Annotated in this window: 6 protein-coding genes; 1 reads left to right on the top strand and 5 read right to left on the bottom strand. The window is 45.4% G+C overall.

Features of this window, described 5'->3' with window-relative positions; all coding sequences use genetic code 11:
• The first annotated feature begins 177 nt into the window (after window positions 1–177).
• Window positions 178–2,745, top strand: coding sequence for an excinuclease ABC subunit UvrA (gene uvrA / locus V6252_RS03570; RefSeq protein ID WP_341609302.1), 2,568 nt, complete (start codon window positions 178–180; stop codon window positions 2,743–2,745).
• Between the two features lie 113 nt (window positions 2,746–2,858).
• Here uvrA and V6252_RS03575 read toward each other — a convergent pair whose 3' ends face one another.
• The 5 genes from V6252_RS03575 to V6252_RS03595 form a co-directional block, all read right to left on the bottom strand.
• The gene (locus V6252_RS03575) at window positions 2,859–4,298 is read right to left on the bottom strand and encodes a reverse transcriptase family protein (protein WP_341609303.1); all 1,440 of its coding nucleotides are present in this window, start codon (window positions 4,296–4,298) and stop codon (window positions 2,859–2,861) included.
• A gap of 3 nt (window positions 4,299–4,301) precedes the next feature.
• Window positions 4,302–6,542: a hypothetical protein gene (locus tag V6252_RS03580; protein ID WP_341609304.1), complete on the bottom strand. Its 2,241-nt coding sequence runs from the start codon at window positions 6,540–6,542 to the stop codon at window positions 4,302–4,304.
• Complete coding sequence (locus tag V6252_RS03585; RefSeq protein ID WP_341609305.1) at window positions 6,539–14,206, bottom strand: HEAT repeat domain-containing protein; 7,668 nt, start codon at window positions 14,204–14,206, stop codon at window positions 6,539–6,541. Before V6252_RS03585 ends, V6252_RS03580 begins: the two co-directional genes overlap by 4 nt.
• Before the next feature lie 71 nt (window positions 14,207–14,277).
• Entirely contained in the window at window positions 14,278–17,679 is a 3,402-nt protein-coding gene (locus V6252_RS03590) for a BRCT domain-containing protein (RefSeq protein WP_341609306.1), read from the bottom strand.
• A 607-nt stretch (window positions 17,680–18,286) separates the two neighbouring features.
• A complete protein-coding gene (locus V6252_RS03595; RefSeq protein WP_201570928.1) occupies window positions 18,287–19,027 on the bottom strand; it encodes a peptidase in 741 nt (246 codons plus the stop codon).
• Window positions 19,028–19,046: the final 19 nt, after the last annotated feature.

Genomic DNA, 19,046 nt, shown 5'->3' on the forward strand with positions numbered 1-19,046 from the left:
GCGGGTTTTTTATTATTAATGATTGGGTGACTTGAGTTATCGTTTTGTCTATCTATGCTATTGATACGTAAGCCTAGCCATGGCCACGCATGAGTACGTGTTAACCTTTCTGCTAATTGGATAAAGACAAATAGGCATGTCAGGAATAAACAGCGACTTAATAGGAACAGTAGCACTATGAAAAACCCAAAAAAATTAGAAGAAAAAACAAGTAAAACAAACACAGTGAGAAATGCCCTTTATAACCCTAATCAAGACAATATTCAGGTCAGAGGCGCGCGTGTACATAACTTAAAGAACGTTGATGTTGATTTGCCTCGCAATGCACTAGTGGTCTTCACCGGTATCTCCGGCTCAGGGAAGTCGTCATTAGCATTTGGTACGTTGTTTGCCGAGTCACAACGCCGTTATCTTGATTCTGTATCGCCTTATGCTAGACGCTTGATCGATCAGGTCGATGAGCCAGACGTTGATTCTATAGAAGGATTGCCACCAGCAGTCGCCTTGCAGCAGAAGCGGGGTACACCTTCAGTGCGCTCGTCCGTGGGTAGCGTAACGACGATATCCAATGGTCTGCGTATGTTGTACTCACGCGCAGGAGAGTATCCCGCTGATCAAGAGATTCTATACGCTGACGCATTCTCCCCCAACACCCCAGATGGCGCTTGTCCGACTTGTTCAGGTATCGGCCGCATATTTGAGGTCACTGAAGAGCTGCTGGTACCAGACAATACCAAGACCATCCGTGAGCGTGCGATTGCAGCATGGCCACCAGCATGGCAAGGTCAAAACCTCAGCCGTATATTGACTACATTGGGCTATGATATTGATAAACCATGGCATACATTGCCGAAAAAAACGCGTGATTGGATTTTGTTTACGGATGATACGCCAACAGTGCCTGTCTATCCTGAATACAACATTGAGCAAACGCGTGATGCGATAGAAAAAGGCGAAAAACCAAACTACATGGGTACTTTTACCAGTGCTAAAAACTTCATTTTGCACTCTTTTGCTACCACTCAGAGCCCGCGTACTAAAAAACGCGTCTCGCAGTTTATGCAGATATCTGAGTGCCCAGAATGTCATGGTAAAAAACTAAAGAAAGAATCGCTATCGGTTAAGTTTGCAGGATTGGATATCGGTGAACTGTCACAGTTAACACTGACTGAAATGGCAGAAAAATTAGAAACAACCGCTCGTACCAAGGTAGCCGATAACACACCAAACCGTGAAAAAGCCATCGTTGCCCAGCGTATCGCCAGTGATATTCTCTCTCGTGTTGAAGCGCTGACAAGATTAGGGTTAGGCTATCTCTCACTTGAGCGTACCACACCGACACTCTCTCCTGGTGAACTACAACGATTACGATTAGCCACTCAAATTCGCTCGCAGCTATTTGGCGTAGTCTATGTCCTTGATGAGCCATCAGCAGGTCTGCACCCTGCTGATACTCAGGCACTACTAGGTGCACTGGATGAGCTAATCGCCGCTGGTAATTCTGTGTTTGTTGTTGAGCATGATGTTAGTGTCATCAGACATGCTGATTGGATAGTCGATGTCGGGCCAAAGGCAGGCACGCATGGTGGCGAGATTGTCTATAGTGGCCCTGTAGATGGACTTCGTAAAGTTGAACAGTCGCATACTGGTCAATATCTATTTGCCAATACTACGTCTAACGCACAGTCAAAATCTAATACAAGGCAGCCGATAGAGTGGCTTAAGCTTGCCAACATTGAGCGAAATAATATTACAGGATTAGATGTTGAGTTTCCGCTTGGGGTCATGACCAGCGTCACAGGGGTCTCAGGCTCAGGCAAATCAAGCCTTGTCAGCCAAGCGTTGGTAGAGCTTATCAATGAAGCGTTGGGGCAGAAGACAGTTACAGAAGCGCCTGTCGGTGAGGCGGACTTACTTGAGCAGGAGCTTGAGTCAGTAACTGGTGGTGAAATCGTCGCTGGCATGGAGCACGTCCGTCGTCTCATTAATATTAATCAAAAAGCAATTGGTCGTACACCGCGATCTAATTTGGCAACCTATACGGGTCTGTTTGACGATGTGCGCAAACTGTTTGCAGCCACTAAGCAAGCAAAATCTCATGGCTATGATGCTGGCAGGTTCTCATTTAATACGACCAAAGGTCGTTGCCCAAATTGCGAAGGGTTAGGGTTTGTCAGTGTTGAGCTGTTATTTTTGCCAAGCGTCTATGCGCCTTGTCAGGTTTGTCATGGTCAACGCTATGACGAGGATACGCTAGCAATCACTTATCAAGACAAAAACATCGCTGAAGTTTTGAATTTAACAGTTGAAGCGGCACATGAGTTTTTTGTTGATGAAGCGCCTATTTTGCGTGCATTAGAAGCATTACTACAGGTTGGACTTGGCTACTTACGTTTGGGTCAGCCTGCCACCGAATTATCAGGCGGTGAGGCACAGCGTATTAAGCTTGCCACTGAACTGCAACGCACGCAGCGAGGCGACACGCTATATATATTGGATGAGCCAACCACAGGCTTGCACCCTTCTGATGTATCTATGCTCATGACTCAGTTAAACGGTCTTGTCGATGCGGGCAATACCGTCATCATGGTTGAACATGACATGCAAGTGGCGAGCAACAGCGATTGGCTCATTGATATTGGGCCAGGAGCAGGGGAAGCGGGCGGGATGATTGTCGCACAAGGTACGCCATATGACGTTGCCCAATCAAAAGACAGCCGTACTGCACCGTTCTTATTGGTGTGATAGCAGTATATTTATATCAGTGTCTTTACATCAGTACATGTTACTGATGTAAAAACGAGTATTAGAAATAGAATTTTTCTAATACTCATTTTTTTATAAATATAAATAAATATTTATGCAGATGTCTCTTGCTGCACTTGCAAACGCTCAATCCTAGTCAGGTAACTGTGTCCTAGCTCTGGCTCTGCCGAGGCTATCCAAGCGGCATATCCTGACAGCGTATTTAAAGTCTCATCAGCGCGTAATGTACCGCCTGACTCTAGGTTATGAACAGCTGCTCGTAACATGCGCTTAATCTGACGAGATACCCTTGGCACGCCGCTACCATTGACCACCATGCCTGTCACTTGTTGCTGATTGCCTTTACGAATCACGCGCGTTTTATCATTATTTAATGCAAAACCTTCTTCACGTAATATCTTATGGACTGAGCCGAGCAGTTGCCCGATTAGCTTATTATGCTGCGTATCGGTTTGTTTCTTTGCGGTGCTAGTCATGGCTTTAATCGTTGTTTTAGCCTTCGATTTGGGTTTGGTGTCTTCAATAGCGGGCACACTAAAGGTCAAGTCGTCGGCATAACGGCTATAACGTAGGCCCAACTTTTCTGCCAATCCTGTCAAGCGTCGATCCAGATTTAAGCAAACAATGTTCGTTAATGCAGGACTGGTAGGCGCACCTTGTGGCAAGGCTCTATCGCCTAATGCTACATAGTAGGTAACGCCATCTTGCTGCACCACTTGTCGGGGCGACTCCGTACACAATAATGCCAATAATGTGGCAATTTGCTCTGGGTAGCCAGCATGACGGAATACTCCTTTGACACGGCGCCAGCTCACGCTAGGAAAGAAGTCTTTAACATCAAGCTTAATAAGCAGCTCACTGTTGCTGTGTACGGCTGCATTGGTCACGATAGATTTACCGCGTACAAAGCCATGGGCGGCACCATGCGTCGTTAAGTTATTCAAAATATTGTGCAAAATCCAGCGTTGCACAAACTTCAAACGTGGTATCGGCGACCATATTTGACGCGCTGCTCCATTGCGTTTGGCAATAGTGAAATGCGAATAAGACAGATTGGTGGCGACCTCTCTTTGATAGCACAATCCTTTTAACTGCGGTATGGTGAGATTAACCGCTTCTGCTAACTCATTATGTTTACGCAGCAGTGGCAGTTTGTTTTCAATCAGCCGATTGGCCGCGTCTTTGATATCCCATTTATCGGTACTGGTATCGTCCGTCCAATATACATGACGACCAAGATAAACCATGTGATGCGCTTTGTATGCTTGCCAAGCAGCCTTTTTGAGACTTTTTCCTTCAGCTGCTTCCCTTTTTAAGGCTTTCTTATAGCGTTCACGTTCTTTCGGGCTCATATTGTCGACAGGTTGACGATTGACCATAAAGCCTTGACTGACTAGCTGCTGCTGAACATATTGGTAACGTCCGCCCGCCAGCTCAATATCTTGCCATAGTTGCTGCCACTGACGCTCAAAAGGAGTGGGTGCTGGCTCAGGGCTGATGTAATCGTTATTGTTGGCTGTTTGTGTGGTCATACATTACATCCCTTGGTTTTCGATAAAGCCTTTGGCTTCAAATCTGGCAATATGTTGTAAAAATGCGGCTTTGGCTTGGGCAGGCTGATTGAACACCAGCTGCTGGCGCGTATCCTTGTCACCTATTGTTTGTTCAATGGTGATCTTCTTATGGGCAATGGTAATGTAAACATAAGCAATAGCGGTCTCTTGTGTCTTATTGCTTGCAGTTGCATGTGACTGGGCGGCTGGTTGTGCTAAGGCTGTTAAATCAAGCGTTGGTGCAACAGGTAATGTCATCAACGAGCTATTGGCTGTTTTTACTTGTATGCTTTCTGGTTTATTCTTGAGTTGATTAAAGCGCTTACTCGGTACACGTTTACTCAAGACACGAGTGTCATGCCAGCTGTCATTACCCGTGTTATTTGGGTCGTATTGATTATATCTAAGTCGTAGCGCGATAAGATGCGCGCACACGCCTTGTGTGAGCCGGTGCTGCAAGTACTGCGGACAGCTGCATTCCGCCTTGGTGACTAGCCCTTCATCGCCTAATTGTAGCTGGCTGTGATAAGTGCGTCTGTCTTCTTCGACATGAATATCTGCACGAATGGTAATACCTTTGACGGCAACAGTCTCAACAGAGAATTTCTGCACGGCATCCGTACGGCCAATCAAATCAAAGGCATGTTTTTCTGCTTCATTGTGGTAAGCAAACTGCGCCATATCAAGCGGTGTCTGCGTCAAAGGTCTGTAGTGATACAGCTGCCTCGCCATCTCATAGCGAATTAAGCCTTGCTGAGTACCTGACAGTAACCATTGCTGGATTTGTTGGCGAGAAACAGGCACAGACGTTAATGAAGCATCTGCTGATAGCGACTTTACCAAATCTTCTATTGTACTAGGAGTATTTGCCAGTGTTTTAATCAATACAGACAAGCCATTATGCTCATCGTTATTATCATTATTACTATCATCTAAGGTTGCTTTACTACTGTCTGATAACCCTTCACTAGCAGCTAATGTATTGTGTAATGGGCGCTTTGGCAGTAACAAGTCAAAGTTTAATGACTGTGACCAATTGGCTTGGCTAAAGCCTGTCATGGCAAAGGTGAAATGAAAGCCTTTGCCTTTTAGTGTCCAATAGCTTGGCATGCCTTGCCCCAGTAGCGATACCGAAACGCTATCAGTATGTGGCAACAGGCGTTTTAATAGGCTGAGACGACGGCGACCCCATAAGCGAATCAGCTTTGCTTGTTGACCTTGATAGGGCTTTTGCTGTTGGCTGACTTGGCTAGTAACAGTGATGTTAAAAGGCTCTAATATAATCACCGGCAGCTGCTGAGGTCTAAGCTCAATTAATAATCCACGGCGTTTGCCTTTGATATCAGCATGCATACGCAGCTCAAATAGCACGTTGTATAGTGCGATTGGATCGAGATGGATGGTGTCTTGTGGTAATTGACCTGCAGACTGTACTTGTAGCAGCGCTCTGATCCAGCTTTTGGGCACGTTGATGCGCTTTTCTATGATCTGTTTTTTTACTGTGGGCTTGGTTACTGTACTATCAGTATCTGCTTCAGCTGTTTCTGGTTTGGCTTCGAGCAATTGTAAGCCGACCGCTTCATGACCGATATCTAGTATCGTTTGTTGATGATCTCGTATTTTCTCAATACCGTTAAATAAGGCCGTACTATAATCAATACTCGTAGTGCCAAGGGTAGCTTCGGCACTTTTCTCAAAAATCTCATTGGTCAATGTCAGTTGAGCATAGCAGCCTTCATCACGGCTAAATACCTCAAAGCTAACACCTTGCTCATGCACCTGAATAATCGGGTCCAAAATACAAAAGGCGAGCGGGTCGTTATCGAATAGCCACGTGAAATAATCACGCTGCGCAGTAAATAGGTTTTTATTGCTGCTGGCACGGCGCATCTGCATAAATACCGTGTACGCTGAGCGGTCTTTTGGCACATAGCGATAATCACTACTGACCACATCAAATAGGGCTAGCAAACTGTCACGAAAGACAAGGGGAGACTTGACCTTACCGTGGAAGTTAACCTCCGATCGATTCAACTGAGCAAATAGTGCCACATGCTGAGTATGTTCGGTCGTTTGCGCCTCCGACAGTGAGTCTGACGATTCGTTAACTTGACTGATTTGGCTAGGTGCGGCGTAGTCTAACTGCATCATCAGGCCATCAGTGTTTGCCACTACTTCTGATTCTGTTTCTGATGCTTGGTCTAATTGATTGTCTATAGTCATTGACTGTCTCCTTCACCCTGATTGCTTTTTTGACTGCTGTCCTGACTATATGCGAACGGACGCTTTTGCTGTGCTCGTATCATGGCACGTTGCCAGCGGCGTAGTACTTTATAAGCAAGCTTCTGAATGTCTGAATTTTCATGTGCCATGAGCGTCGTCAGCCATTGTTCAATATTTGGATCATGTAGCTGTCCAAGCGCTTCGATAGCACGGATACGAACCGTCATCTCTACGTTGTCATTACTTGCACAATAATAAAGTGCATCAGCGTCTTTTGCTCTGATCCATTGTAGCAGCTGTTGATTGATTGGTATCTCGGTAGACGAGCCCTTATGCTTCAGCGCATTCTTTACTACCGTTATTATGGATTTTTGGGTAGATGTACCGCTTTGTTCAATACGAGTTAGTAGCGTTGATAGTAAGGTTTGGTTATCATAAGTGAGCGGTGGTTGAACCGTAGTTGATACGCTGCTCAATGTTGGCACTATATTTGATAACACCTTATCTTCAGCGACTGGTCTGGCCAGTAGTGCCAATAGCGCTTGCTGCCACCAACCGCTAACAGTCGTAGAAAGCAGTGGAATAGAAGTGATGGTCAATGGTTGACGAGCATCATTGAGCCAATCAAGCATTGCCTCGATTTGCTTAGTAGCCGCTTTATCGACAGCGCCTTTGGTAGTTTTGATGGACACATGACGCATGATTAGCCAAACCAGTTGTCTGATGGTGCCACCCACTTGCTCAACCATGCTAATCCACTGACTATTGCTGATAGTAGTTGGACTGCGGCTGATGGTGTCGATAAGCGTATGCCATTGCTCGCTTGCAGTGTCAAAACGCTGCTGCAACGTCGCAACCATCTCTTTATCAAGATAGTTGGTCGGATATTGGGTCAGATAGCACAGTCCAATATGCTGTGTCAGGGAATTACTACTGGTAATCAACGCGGTAAGCTGTGATGTTGGCATGTCTTGCTTGGCCATAATGGCATTTTGCAGTGCCATCAAGGTATCGGCTGGCAAGTGCGCGCCATGCTGGGTGATAAATGCTGCCAGCTCATCGATGCTGCTATTATCAATGATACGCTTTAGACTCAAATGCTCCGTCTCTTCTACAAAGTCATCATTATGGCTTTGGATAGCTGCCCAATCATAAGGATAAATCTGCGACGCGAGACTACCCCAGGTTTTCTGTGCCGCAGTATAAGCCACCATAAGCACAGCATGATCTAGGTTGTTTTGCTTTAAGATATCTAATATTAATGCTTTATTGGCATCGTTATTATTCATCTGCAGTAGCCATACCGCATGCCTTTGCGGACGGAAAAATATGGCTTTATCAAGATGAAGGCGTATATAGCTGCGGATTTGTTCCCAAGCCGGCGTTGTGTTCAGCCAGCGCAGTCCATTTAACCAATGGACAATGGCGGGATTGGTGAAATGGACTGCGGGGTCTGACAAGTGCGATTTTAATAGCTCAAAAATATGCGGACTATGCTCAAAGTCACCACCTTGTGCAAGGCGACCTAAAGCTTCACTGGCCACGTCTTGTAAGTAGTGCTCGTTGTCCTCGGCCAGTTTGATTAACTTATCATAGGCTTTGTATAAGGTATGAACCTGTAAGTTTTTAGCAGCGTTGTCCGCAGGCGAGCTAGCATTAGGCGAGTCAGCATTTTGATTGTTATTGCTGCCTAGTAGCTCGCCAATGGCTAACACACTGCAGCTGCGGAACTCAGCATCAGGGTTATAATCGATCGTGGCCATCAAGATATTGACCCCATCAGCGTGACCACACTTAGCCAGTCCTTCAGCCGCGGCAAATTGCACATCGGCGTCTTTATTACGCAGGGCATTTTGTAATGAAGCAATGCTGCCGTGTCGTCTTTTGGCCCGATATGCCAGTGCCTCGACCAATTTAAAAGTATGCTTAGCTGGCATCTGCTCGTAGGCTAATGCTAAAGCGCTATCAATGCGCGAGGAGAAATCACTGTCATCCGATTTTGCCCATGCCAGTGACGGTAATAGCTGCGCGGCAAGCGCATAATCACTATGAGTCATAAGCGTAGTAAACAGTGACAACAAGATTTGCGAGTCTCTAGGGTGCTGACGTTGTAACCAGCGCGTGTCTTCACGCTCGTCCAAATAATCATCGATGTTTTGATCGTAACCGCTGATTTTTACTAAGGTATCAAATAAATATTTACGCTCTTCTTTATTTTTTTGCGGCGTGTGCTCAAACAGACTTTCTAAACGCTGTAGTAATGGCGCCACGAGATTCGTGTTACGTAGGTCAGCAATATCACTATAAATAAACTGTTTGGGTTTGTTGATATGTGGGTCATCAAGTAAGGCTAATAATCGTAAGTGCGCTTCATTAGCAACTTGTTCAGCAGTAGCAATATCAAAGCTGCTCTCCAAACCATTCTTTAAATGACCCTCTAAAGTGTTCTTATTGATGAATTGGTACGACGTGAGTGCATCGACAAGCAGCTGCCAGCTACGGTATTTCTCATTACTGGCCTGAGCGTCTTCAGCAAAATCAAACAAGCTATCAAATAGTGTGCTGTCCGCAAAGAGTACGTCATGAAACTCGATCAGTTGACTCAGTGCTTGATATTTTGCATTCCAATCATCACTCTTCACAGCGTGCAGCAAAAACGTCAGTTTGTCTTGGCGCTGCACTGACGGCGATTGACTGTTTGCAAAGGGCGTGACGATGACTTGTTTCCATTCAGCAACGATCTGAGGCAGTAGCGACTGACAATAAGTCTGTAGCCCAAGTAAGCTAGCAGGAAGATGGCCTAGTCGGCCTTTTAGCAGCTGATAGGTCTCTTCTGCTAAGGTGTGATTATTGGTTTTTAATAAATCAATGAGTTGTTGATCAGCGCTACTACTGACAGTCGCTGTATCCGATGGTTTGCTTTGCTGCTGTACGGCATTGTTATTTGCGGTATCTAACAATAGATCCAAGCCGCGTTTGACCATATCACGGTAGGGCGTGCTCATGGCATAGTCAGCCAGCTTTTTGGCAGGCATGTTTAGCTTATATAAACATTCCCAAGCCAGCTCACGAGTATCAAAACTACTGTGGTTGAGTAATGGTAACAACACGCGACTGGTACTGTCTCGCCAGTCCTCATTGTTATTAGTGTTGTTATTAGTGTCAAGCTGCGATGATTGAGTAGCAAGCCACATTAGCCCTCGAATGGCTTGGTCTGTGGTGCTGCTATTAGCATAATAATCATCGCCTGCGCGTATAACGCCAATCCAAGCGCCAAAGGCAAGGGACTGGTATGGATAATGCACCTCAGAACTGTCTTGTTTGTCAGTAGGAGAGTCACCTGCATCCCGAATGGAGGCTGATACGGGGTGAGCACTTAGCAATGCCTGCAAACTGCGTTGCCATTTTTGTAATGTCTCAAAAACATCGTCCTCATCGTCATAATAGTCATGAGCGAGTAATTCAGATAAATTACAAATGACACTAATGGCTTGCGCGCGTACCAATGGCTGCTGATGTCGACTGAGGTTGGCGAGCTGTTGTAAGTTTTCGGTACTCACCGTCGTTAGAATACTTGCTCGGATAGAGGCCGTATTATTCGACTGTCCTTTAGCACCACCTTTATCTGCCGTGTTTGGCATGGCATCTATCGTCATCGTAATGACTTCAGAGTGAGAAGATAAAATACTGCCTAATTGACGTGACAAGTAATCACTCAAATACTGCCATGCTGATGATAGTGCTGACTGGTTATTAAGGTGTTGTACGTCATTCGGGTAACGAGCGAGTATGTTGGCGTAGACTACTGCCGTGTCATTATCGGCAAAGCTTAGGGCTTCTATCAGTCGGTTGGGTCGACCAGTGCTAGTAGCGGTCTTTTCAGGAGTTGGCCTGTTATCGTGCCAGCCATTCTGTAAGTCATTAAATATCAATAACAGTCTGGCTGATACTGCATAGGACTCTGACTCAAACAAAGGCTGTAATTGCCGTGCATGTGTAATACCTAAACCGTGCTGCGCTTGTAGCCAATGCGTAGGCGTCATCGGTGCAACAAGCGTACTAAGATTGTCTGTATTGTCTCTCATGTTATGAGTAAGGAAGTACTGCCCGCGAGCATCACCCAAAATAGCCAAACACAAACTGGCTGATTGATTGATAATGTCGCGCTCATCTTTTTGCCATTTCACCAGTAGATCAATGTCCTCGAAAGAAACTATCTGCGTAATCTTTGGTGCAAGAGGTTTAAAATCAGCATCAGAGTGGTGTAGATATTTAGCATACCAACCTAACGCATCATGCTTTGATGGGTATGCCAGCTTAGACAAACCAAACAGTGCTTGGCTTACATGATTGTGCCACTGGGTATAGCTATCACTTTTCTTGCCTTGAGAGGGCATAGGCAACTCTAAGTAGTGCTTAAAGACTTGATACGCTTGTTCATCACTCCGCTGTGCCTGTTCTTCGTCAGCATATAGGCGTGATTGACTGGCCAGTAGTTTAGCGACTGTTAGCTGAATATCAGGATAAGGGCTGTTTAAGGCTGCGGTAATCAATGCTTCGTGATGATTTGATTGATCATCGGCGCTACTATCATCTAGGCTACTGTGATCCGCTAAAATAGTAGGCTGTAAGTCTGTCAGCGCCAAAGCAACGGTTAATGCTTGCTTACGCAGCTCAATACTGTCATCAGCGAACATGGCCACGAGAGCTGGCATCAGTTGTGTCAGCTGAGTCGTATTGGATTTGGCTTGCACTGTCGTAAGGGCCAGTTGCTTGGTATCAGCATAAGGGCTGGCAAGCGCGCTTAGCATGACGTCAGCAAACCCCAAATGCTTGTTTTGCTTAAGTGCGATGTCAAAGGCTTGCTTACGGATAGCGGCAAACGTATCTGCAAAAAACAAGGTTAAGACGGCTTGATTGGTCTTTTGACTATCAGTTTCTTCAACTTTATTTGTTTTATGCTTCGAATTCATCGCTAGCAACAGTCGTTGCCATTCTTCTATAGCCACTTGATGTACATCTTCAAAAAGGCTTTGCTGCAATAGCTCAATGATGTCAACGATAGCGCTATCAGATGACTGCTCGAATTGGCGGTTTAATAGAACTTTAACCACTTCTAGCCGAATACTGGTAAAAGGGTTGTTCAATGCCTGTAGCAATATGTCTGTCATCTCTGACGACATCTGAGTGCTTTTGTCACCACTATTTGAGCTATCTGCTGCAACATGCTTTAAAAACAGCGCTAAAGACTGCTCATGAATGTCTTGATGTTTAGAAGCAAAACCTGTCGCTGCCCAAGACAATACATTGTCTGCCAATTTGCCATAGGCTTGCATAGCCACTTGGCGCACACCAGCGTCCTTATCATCTAGTAATGTCGGTAGGACTGCTTTGGCGTCTTCTATATTTAAATGACCAAGCGCGGTGGCGACACCAGCACGGATGATGGCACTGTCTTCATGGCTCATCAGACTAATCAGGGTGCCAAACGCACGTTTGTCTTGTAGGCAAGCCAGCGCATAAGCCGCTCGGAAACTGATATCTTCGTGACTATTGCTTAAGCTTTGTAATAAGGGCTCTAACGTGTCATTGCCTAGATTTATAGATTCAGTAGCAGACTTTTTGGCTTTTGCTGGTTTAGCCTTACTTTTAGACTTAGATGCTTGGGTATTATCTGCTTGCGAGATAAAATCTTGCGTAGATAAGGTTAAACGGATCGCCTCATCGGATTCTGATGGTTTAACACTATTATCATTTGCCGTTGTGCTGCTAGCATTATCTAGTAGCGTGCCGCGCAGTAAGCGAAAGTCATCAAAATCAGACAGGGTACGTAATGTTTGCGTGTCACCTTGCTGTTTCAATGCCTCTATCAATTTAGGCTGAGACAGCAATGAGACGTAAAACGCTGTTTGCCTAATCTCTGTATTACGATGATTCTGTAGCAGCATCAATTGACGTGAGACTTCAAGGTGATTTAGCATACCGCGCTGATACAGACGAATTAACCCTGATTGGACAATGTCTGACTGATTGCAGTCTAATGCCATCAAATCTGCTTGCGGACTGTTCTCTGGCAACAGTGTCTCAAGTGAGGCCAATGCTTGTTTTCGAATATTCGCAAAACTGTGTGACAACGCGTCTCTTAAAATAGGTAAGATGCGACGCTGGCTGGTGGCATCCTTCATCGCGACCTTTAGGTAACCTTGTAACGCAGAGGCCACCACTTCTTCGTAGTAACGGTTTTTAAAGGCTTCTTCTAGATAATGCAGTGGGCGCTTCGCCGTACTTGCGCGGTCGGCCAAGGCATGAAAAGCAGCCAGACGTACTGTTGCACTGTGAGCCGAGCTTAGTTGCTGCTCTAAAACCTGTGCAGTTTTATCAAGATTAGTAGTAGCAACCCACTGTACCAATTGCAATGCTTGGTTGGCCGTGAGCGTGTCGCTATCAGCAATTAATTTTTTAACCAGCTCTAACGTTTGGTTATCTGCTTGCGCCTGTAGCAGCGCTAGACCTTCTTTAAACGACACATCATTATTGTTTGACGTATCGGTAAGTAGCTTGCTGATTCTCTGATAACCGTCTTTGATAATATAAGTGACTGGGAGCAGCTTACTATTTTTTGCCGTACTATTTTGTGAGGTGCTATTCTGTGACGTGCTTTGAGTATGGTCAATAGGTATGAAACGTAAGCTCTGATCGGCACTGACGACGATGAGCGTTGGTTGTTCAGCGTAAGAAGATAAGACGATCTGTCGAGCCTTGGTTAGATCCTCTTTACAGCTGTTTGGCTGACCTTTATCAAATGCCCATGATTTGACGCTCTTGTCATCTGCTGCGGTAAATAATCGAGTATCTGAGACACAAAGCGCCGTGATCATTTCACTGTGTTGGCTAGACTTGGCTCTATCAACAGGGTGTAGATCGCCTTGGACATGAGTACGGTATAAGCACTTATCTGCGCCTGCTGAGAAGAAGTACTGACCGACCGGCTCAAAACACAGCGCGTTTACTTTACCTTGGTGGAGCTGTTTGCGACTACTTAGATTGAGTTGGGCACTATCTGACGTCCATTGATAGCTACTAACATCTCCCGTTTTATCTGCCACGACTAACCACGAGCCATCGTTTGAGGTTGCTAGCGCTGTTAATGCGGATTCTTTACTTGATGCTGCTATAGAAGACGAATAAGGCTCAATGATGACAGTACTGCTGGCTTGACTGTCCTGATAAGGCCATACCACGATGTGTTTCGGATATAAGATAGCCAATGCATCTTGTAGTGGTGCCATTGCTACAGCACGGCCTATATCATTGTTATTACTTTCAGGTGCATCAAGCAAGGATTTAGCACTGGTTTTCTTAACTTTCTTTGCTTGCCAATCCGTTTGGTAAAGATGACCATCATCACCAATCATCACAATAGTGCTGTCATCTATTTTGGTGATGGCTTGCATCGCACAAGGCAGCGCAGTTGTCGATAAGCTAAATTGCTCACCTTGTTGATCAAGGACGTATAAGACCGTGGCAGCTGCTTGCTGCTGGCGAGTAATAAAAAGACTGCGCCCATCTTGCTTGGTTGTCTTTTGAGTTGCCGCTTGGGTGCTGTTGGCCTTACTGACTAAGCCAATAATTTGACCCCAATAAGGGAGTGTTATTGTTTTCATGGTGTTATCTCAGTTGAGGTGACGTCATATTTTTTTAAGTATCTTTTATCTATATCTGTTTGCCAAAGCCCTCAAGCCGATGCCACTGGCTGCAGGTTTTTGGATAGCTCAGGATAGCGATGCAATAACCGTGTGACAGCAACCAAACACGCATGACGCTCCATCTTGCCTGCCGAGTGCGTAAAGGTAAATAGCGTAGGCATAATGAGCGCCGCAAAGGTGCTGTCAGCCAATGCCACATCACGAAAAGTCTCAATCAATGCCAGTTTGGCACGACTCGCAGATATGGGTTTTAGCGTGATATTGCTATCTGACTCAGCTGCTTCGTATGACTGTGATGATGCTGAGTTTTTACCTGAGTAGCGTTGTTGTTTATGCTTACTGCTGTCACTAACATTGGGCTCTTGGGAACCGCCTAGACGACCAGGTGGTAACTCGAATAGACCACGACGTAGTAGCATTAGTAGCTGATCGACCTCTGCAGGCAAGCTTGCCAAACGTTTATCTGACTGCTCTGTTATGAGTGGTTGAGTACTGCTGCCTTTATCTCGTGCAGCATCTTTATCTTTACTATCGCTACTGGTTGGCTGCCAGTTTGGAGAGACGTGATGCGCCTTGTAGTGTTTCCATAGCATGGTCACGGCAGCATAACGTACTTCGCGGTCTGTGCTTTGGGTCAATCGATATAAAGACTGCACATCTTGGAAATTGGCGTGACGCTGTAGTAGAGTGATACCGATTTGGCGAGCGACTCGCGCTTTGCTTTCAATCAAAGCATTCAACATGCCAACATTCAATTGTGCTGACTGAACGTGGTAACGTCGATTGGCAACGGATGGCTTGTCCAATAGCGCACGCTTCAGCAGTTGAGTGATATCCGTATAGGGAGATTCTGCCATCATCAGCCATAGGGCTGGCGTTGGTTGCCACGTCGCCATCTCATACTCACTCAGTAATAAGCCAAATTCTCGCAGCTGGCTGTTACGGTGTTGCAGTAAAGGAATGACGCGCTCCGCATCAAAGAATGAAGAAGGGATAATCGCATCGGGATCGACTGGTCTGTCTGTCAGTGCCATACAGATCTGTTCATGATGATGACTGAGGTAGCTGATCGCAAGCTCGCTGATAGGTGCAGTAGCGTCATCTGTTGCCATATGCCACAGTGCATTGGCACCTGCAAAAGTATCGTCTTCAGACACCTCTCTCGATTGACCACTCAGCATCTGCAAAAAGGCAGTTTCGGAAATAATCTTTAGGGCAGCACCATCGGCGATTAAGCTCTCGGCTTTAACTTGCTTGCTACCTTTACGGCCATTACCGTATAACGGTGAACCATCATCACCGATGACTAAGTAATCTAACTTGCCATTAACAGCACCACTGATGGCACCATTAGCCGCTTTCACAACTTTTTCGGCCTCGCCACGAGTCATGCTTTGCATCTTGCCCGTGAATAAATAGCGTTGGCCAGTTAAATCTACTTCAGTAGTAGCATCGCTATTCGAGTCTTTATCGTTAGTGCCATTACTGGAAGCGTTGTCAGTAGAGTCGCCTTCATTACTGTCAAGATATGCGATAAAGTCAGCAGGCAAAAACCCTTTGTTAATGCGATCAATCGCAAATTCACGATAGAGTGCTTGTTCGCTATGCGCAAGATTCATAAGCCAGTCGAAACCTAAATCTATCGGTGCAAACCGACGCACATCAGACAGCCAATCCCTCACGTTTTCTGCTAAATACTCATCAAAGGCCAAGTGCTTTTGCCAGTTTTTAATAGGAGTGTCAGCAGATTTTAGTTGTTCAACATATTCACTCACTTGCCAATCAGGCTCATAGGCAAGTGCATGCCAATAGCTCATATCAAGCGTTGCTGCTGACAGTACATCTTCATCAAACCAATCGGTAATAGTGGATTGCGACAGTGGATGTAATAGCAGCATTTGCCACACGGTAGCATTTACTTGGCTCAAATCCAAACGTCTGAGCTGGTCCAACGCAAAGTCCATGCAGTCGCTGTCGTTATTAGCAGCGAAGTCCTGTTGCTCTGGTATATCTAACTGCTGGGCAACGCGAATAAAGTATTCAGTCCCTAGCTCTTTGGCACTATAAAGCTCAGGCAGTTTTTTTATCGCAAATTTTACGCTGTGTGTTCTTCCGCTAGTCAATCGTTCAAAAAACCACTCAGGGGTTAAATCGCGCCTTGTAAAGTGTTTGCTAAGTTGCTTGCTCGCGGTTTGATAGTGATGCTCTGTGTCTAATAGCTGACCCCAACCGTTGACACCAATATCAGCAACAGGATCACGACTCAAGATATTGTTAATGGCAAATGCTCTAACAGGCTCATAATCTGACATGGCCAGTAGCATTAGCTCAGTGAGTGATAAGTCCTGAGCGTAGCTTTTGGCATAGCCAATCGCATACTGATAGGCGGCAGGATAGTGTGAATGGAGTAGTTGTAGCACCACTTGATGCAAGCCCAATGTTTGAAATTTAGACTTTTCAAAATGCGGTGAGTTTTCTAATAGCCAAACAATCATCTCATCACGTGCTTTGCTATGCGCTTGTCCGGCAGATAAATATTGTAGCGTCGCACCACTCACATCACGTAATTGGGTCTTAAAGTCGTGTTTTAGGCTATCGGTTGCGAACTGTCTGACAGCCTCATTTTTGGCGATAGCCAATAGTTGGATAAGTGGTTCAGGGTCTCGTTGCCACGCCTCAGCGAAAGCGCGACCTTTGGCATCAAAGAGCTTTCGAGGTGAGCGACTGCTGAATCGATTGACGCCATAATCAAGACTGTTATGGAAACAGATATGATTGAGCACCCAGCTGTTCGTTTGTTCAAGGCTGCCTGCCGTCATGGTTTCGTCATAGCTGGCGAGTACAGAAACGGCGGCATCAATGTAGCCAATTGGCATTTGCTGTCCTAGCTGGCGCAAATAACGCCATGCTCTAAGGCTCATATAGGTTTTAGTAGCTAGGCTGACCGCAGCGTTGGCGGTTTGATTGAAACGCTGTAAATCAATCTGGGCAGCTATTTGTCCAAAAACCTCATAATCTTGAGAAAATTCAGCTTGCTTATAAATACGCTTTAAACCCTTCCACACACCGTAGCTGACTGGCAAAGCTGTAATGGCTTGTTTTAAAATATTTCTAGAATACGCGCTGCCATCTTCCCACAGTGCGGTCAGTATTATGTGAATTTTGTAGCGATCTGGGAGAGGGTAAACGCCTTCGTCTGCTTCCAGTTTGGCAATCATTGCCACGCGCTCTGCAAACTGTACTTCGGGGTGTTGCTCCCGAAATTGATGACTAAATATCTTATCTAAAAACCGATCGAAAGTAAGCTCATGCTCAGGTATGGGCGTCTCGGGAAACGCATCAGCTTGAGTTGCCAATGTACATAATTTATCGACCAAACTTGGATCTTGGGCTTGCCAAGCTTGCTGAATTTGTGAAAATGACAGACTCATAGCAATTTGCCTTAATTTTTATTTTTTCAGTGCGCGTAATTTTGTAGCACCATAAAAGCGCGTTTCACAGAAAATATCAAGGACTTTTGTAAGGAAATATATGGGCTGCGACATATAGCGTCGCGCATAATTTTATTTGCAATTATATATTGACAATAACAACTATTATGAGGCAAACTTAACGAGTTGTGAGATTTAGCGTTTCACCGTTTACGGTGAGGGGCGACGTTGCGTCGTCCACGAGTCAAGCCATTACATTTTACCCAAGGAAGACTGTTTCAGTCCTGCTAATACCTAGATAAAGGCCCTAGTGTCATTAGCTCGCTGGCGCAATCACGCAATCGTGATTGAGCTAATGCACTAGGGCCTTTATCTAGGTGCAGTCCAGTGAGTCTTCCATGTACCAGGTCATGAGGTAGATTACACAACAATTGAGTGTGACATCATTATGATGGCATTCAAGGCCTTTAAAGCAAAACTGGATTAGGGCTGTTTATTCAGCGCTATTCCGGTTTTTTATTGCCTGATTATTAGTTGATAATAAAAAAGCCCTTTGTCTATCACAAAGGGCTTTTTAGTACAAAAATATGATTTTATACGGAACTATTTATCCCCAATAACCATCAGGACATTTAGGCAATTCAACCAAAGTGCGACGTAACGCATCTGACCATTGATGACGAATCGTATTAAAGTACTCGTCACGCTCATCAATACGTCGGCCGTTTGGCAGAGCTAGGCTGTCATTGTCATAAAGTACAAAATCTATCGGCATACCGACTGATAGATTTGAGTGAATCGTGGAATCAAATGACAGCATCAATGCACGTGCCGCGTGCCTTACATCCGTGTTATAGCTGACAGAGCGATCCAAAATAGGTTTGCCATATTTGCTTTCGCCTAACTGAAAAAAGGGCGTATCTTCAGTGGCTTTGATGCAATTGCCTTCAGGATAAATCAGGTATAACTCAGGTGGCTGTCCTTTGATTTGACCACCAAGCATAAACGAGCTGGTAAAGGCACCATCACGACTAGAGTTAGCGACTGCTTTTGCATGGTTCATAACATCACGCATACATTCGCCAACCATTTGCGCGGCATCAAACAACGTCGCTACTGTATTGAGGTTACTCTCAGCACGCTGGTCAATGTCGCTTTGTAGTTTATTGAACACTGCCTGCGATGTCGCTAAGCTGCCAGCTGTCTGTAGCACCATAAAGCGCTCGCCCTCAACGCCGTATTGATATAACTTTCTGAATGTCGATATGTGATCAACACCGGCATTAGTGCGCGTGTCACTGGCAAAGACCATACCGTCTTTTAGACGAATGGCAGCACAATAAGTCATAAAATACCCTTGATGAATA

The organism is Psychrobacter proteolyticus, from assembly GCF_038155145.1.
Classification (GTDB): domain Bacteria; phylum Pseudomonadota; class Gammaproteobacteria; order Pseudomonadales; family Moraxellaceae; genus Psychrobacter; species Psychrobacter proteolyticus_B.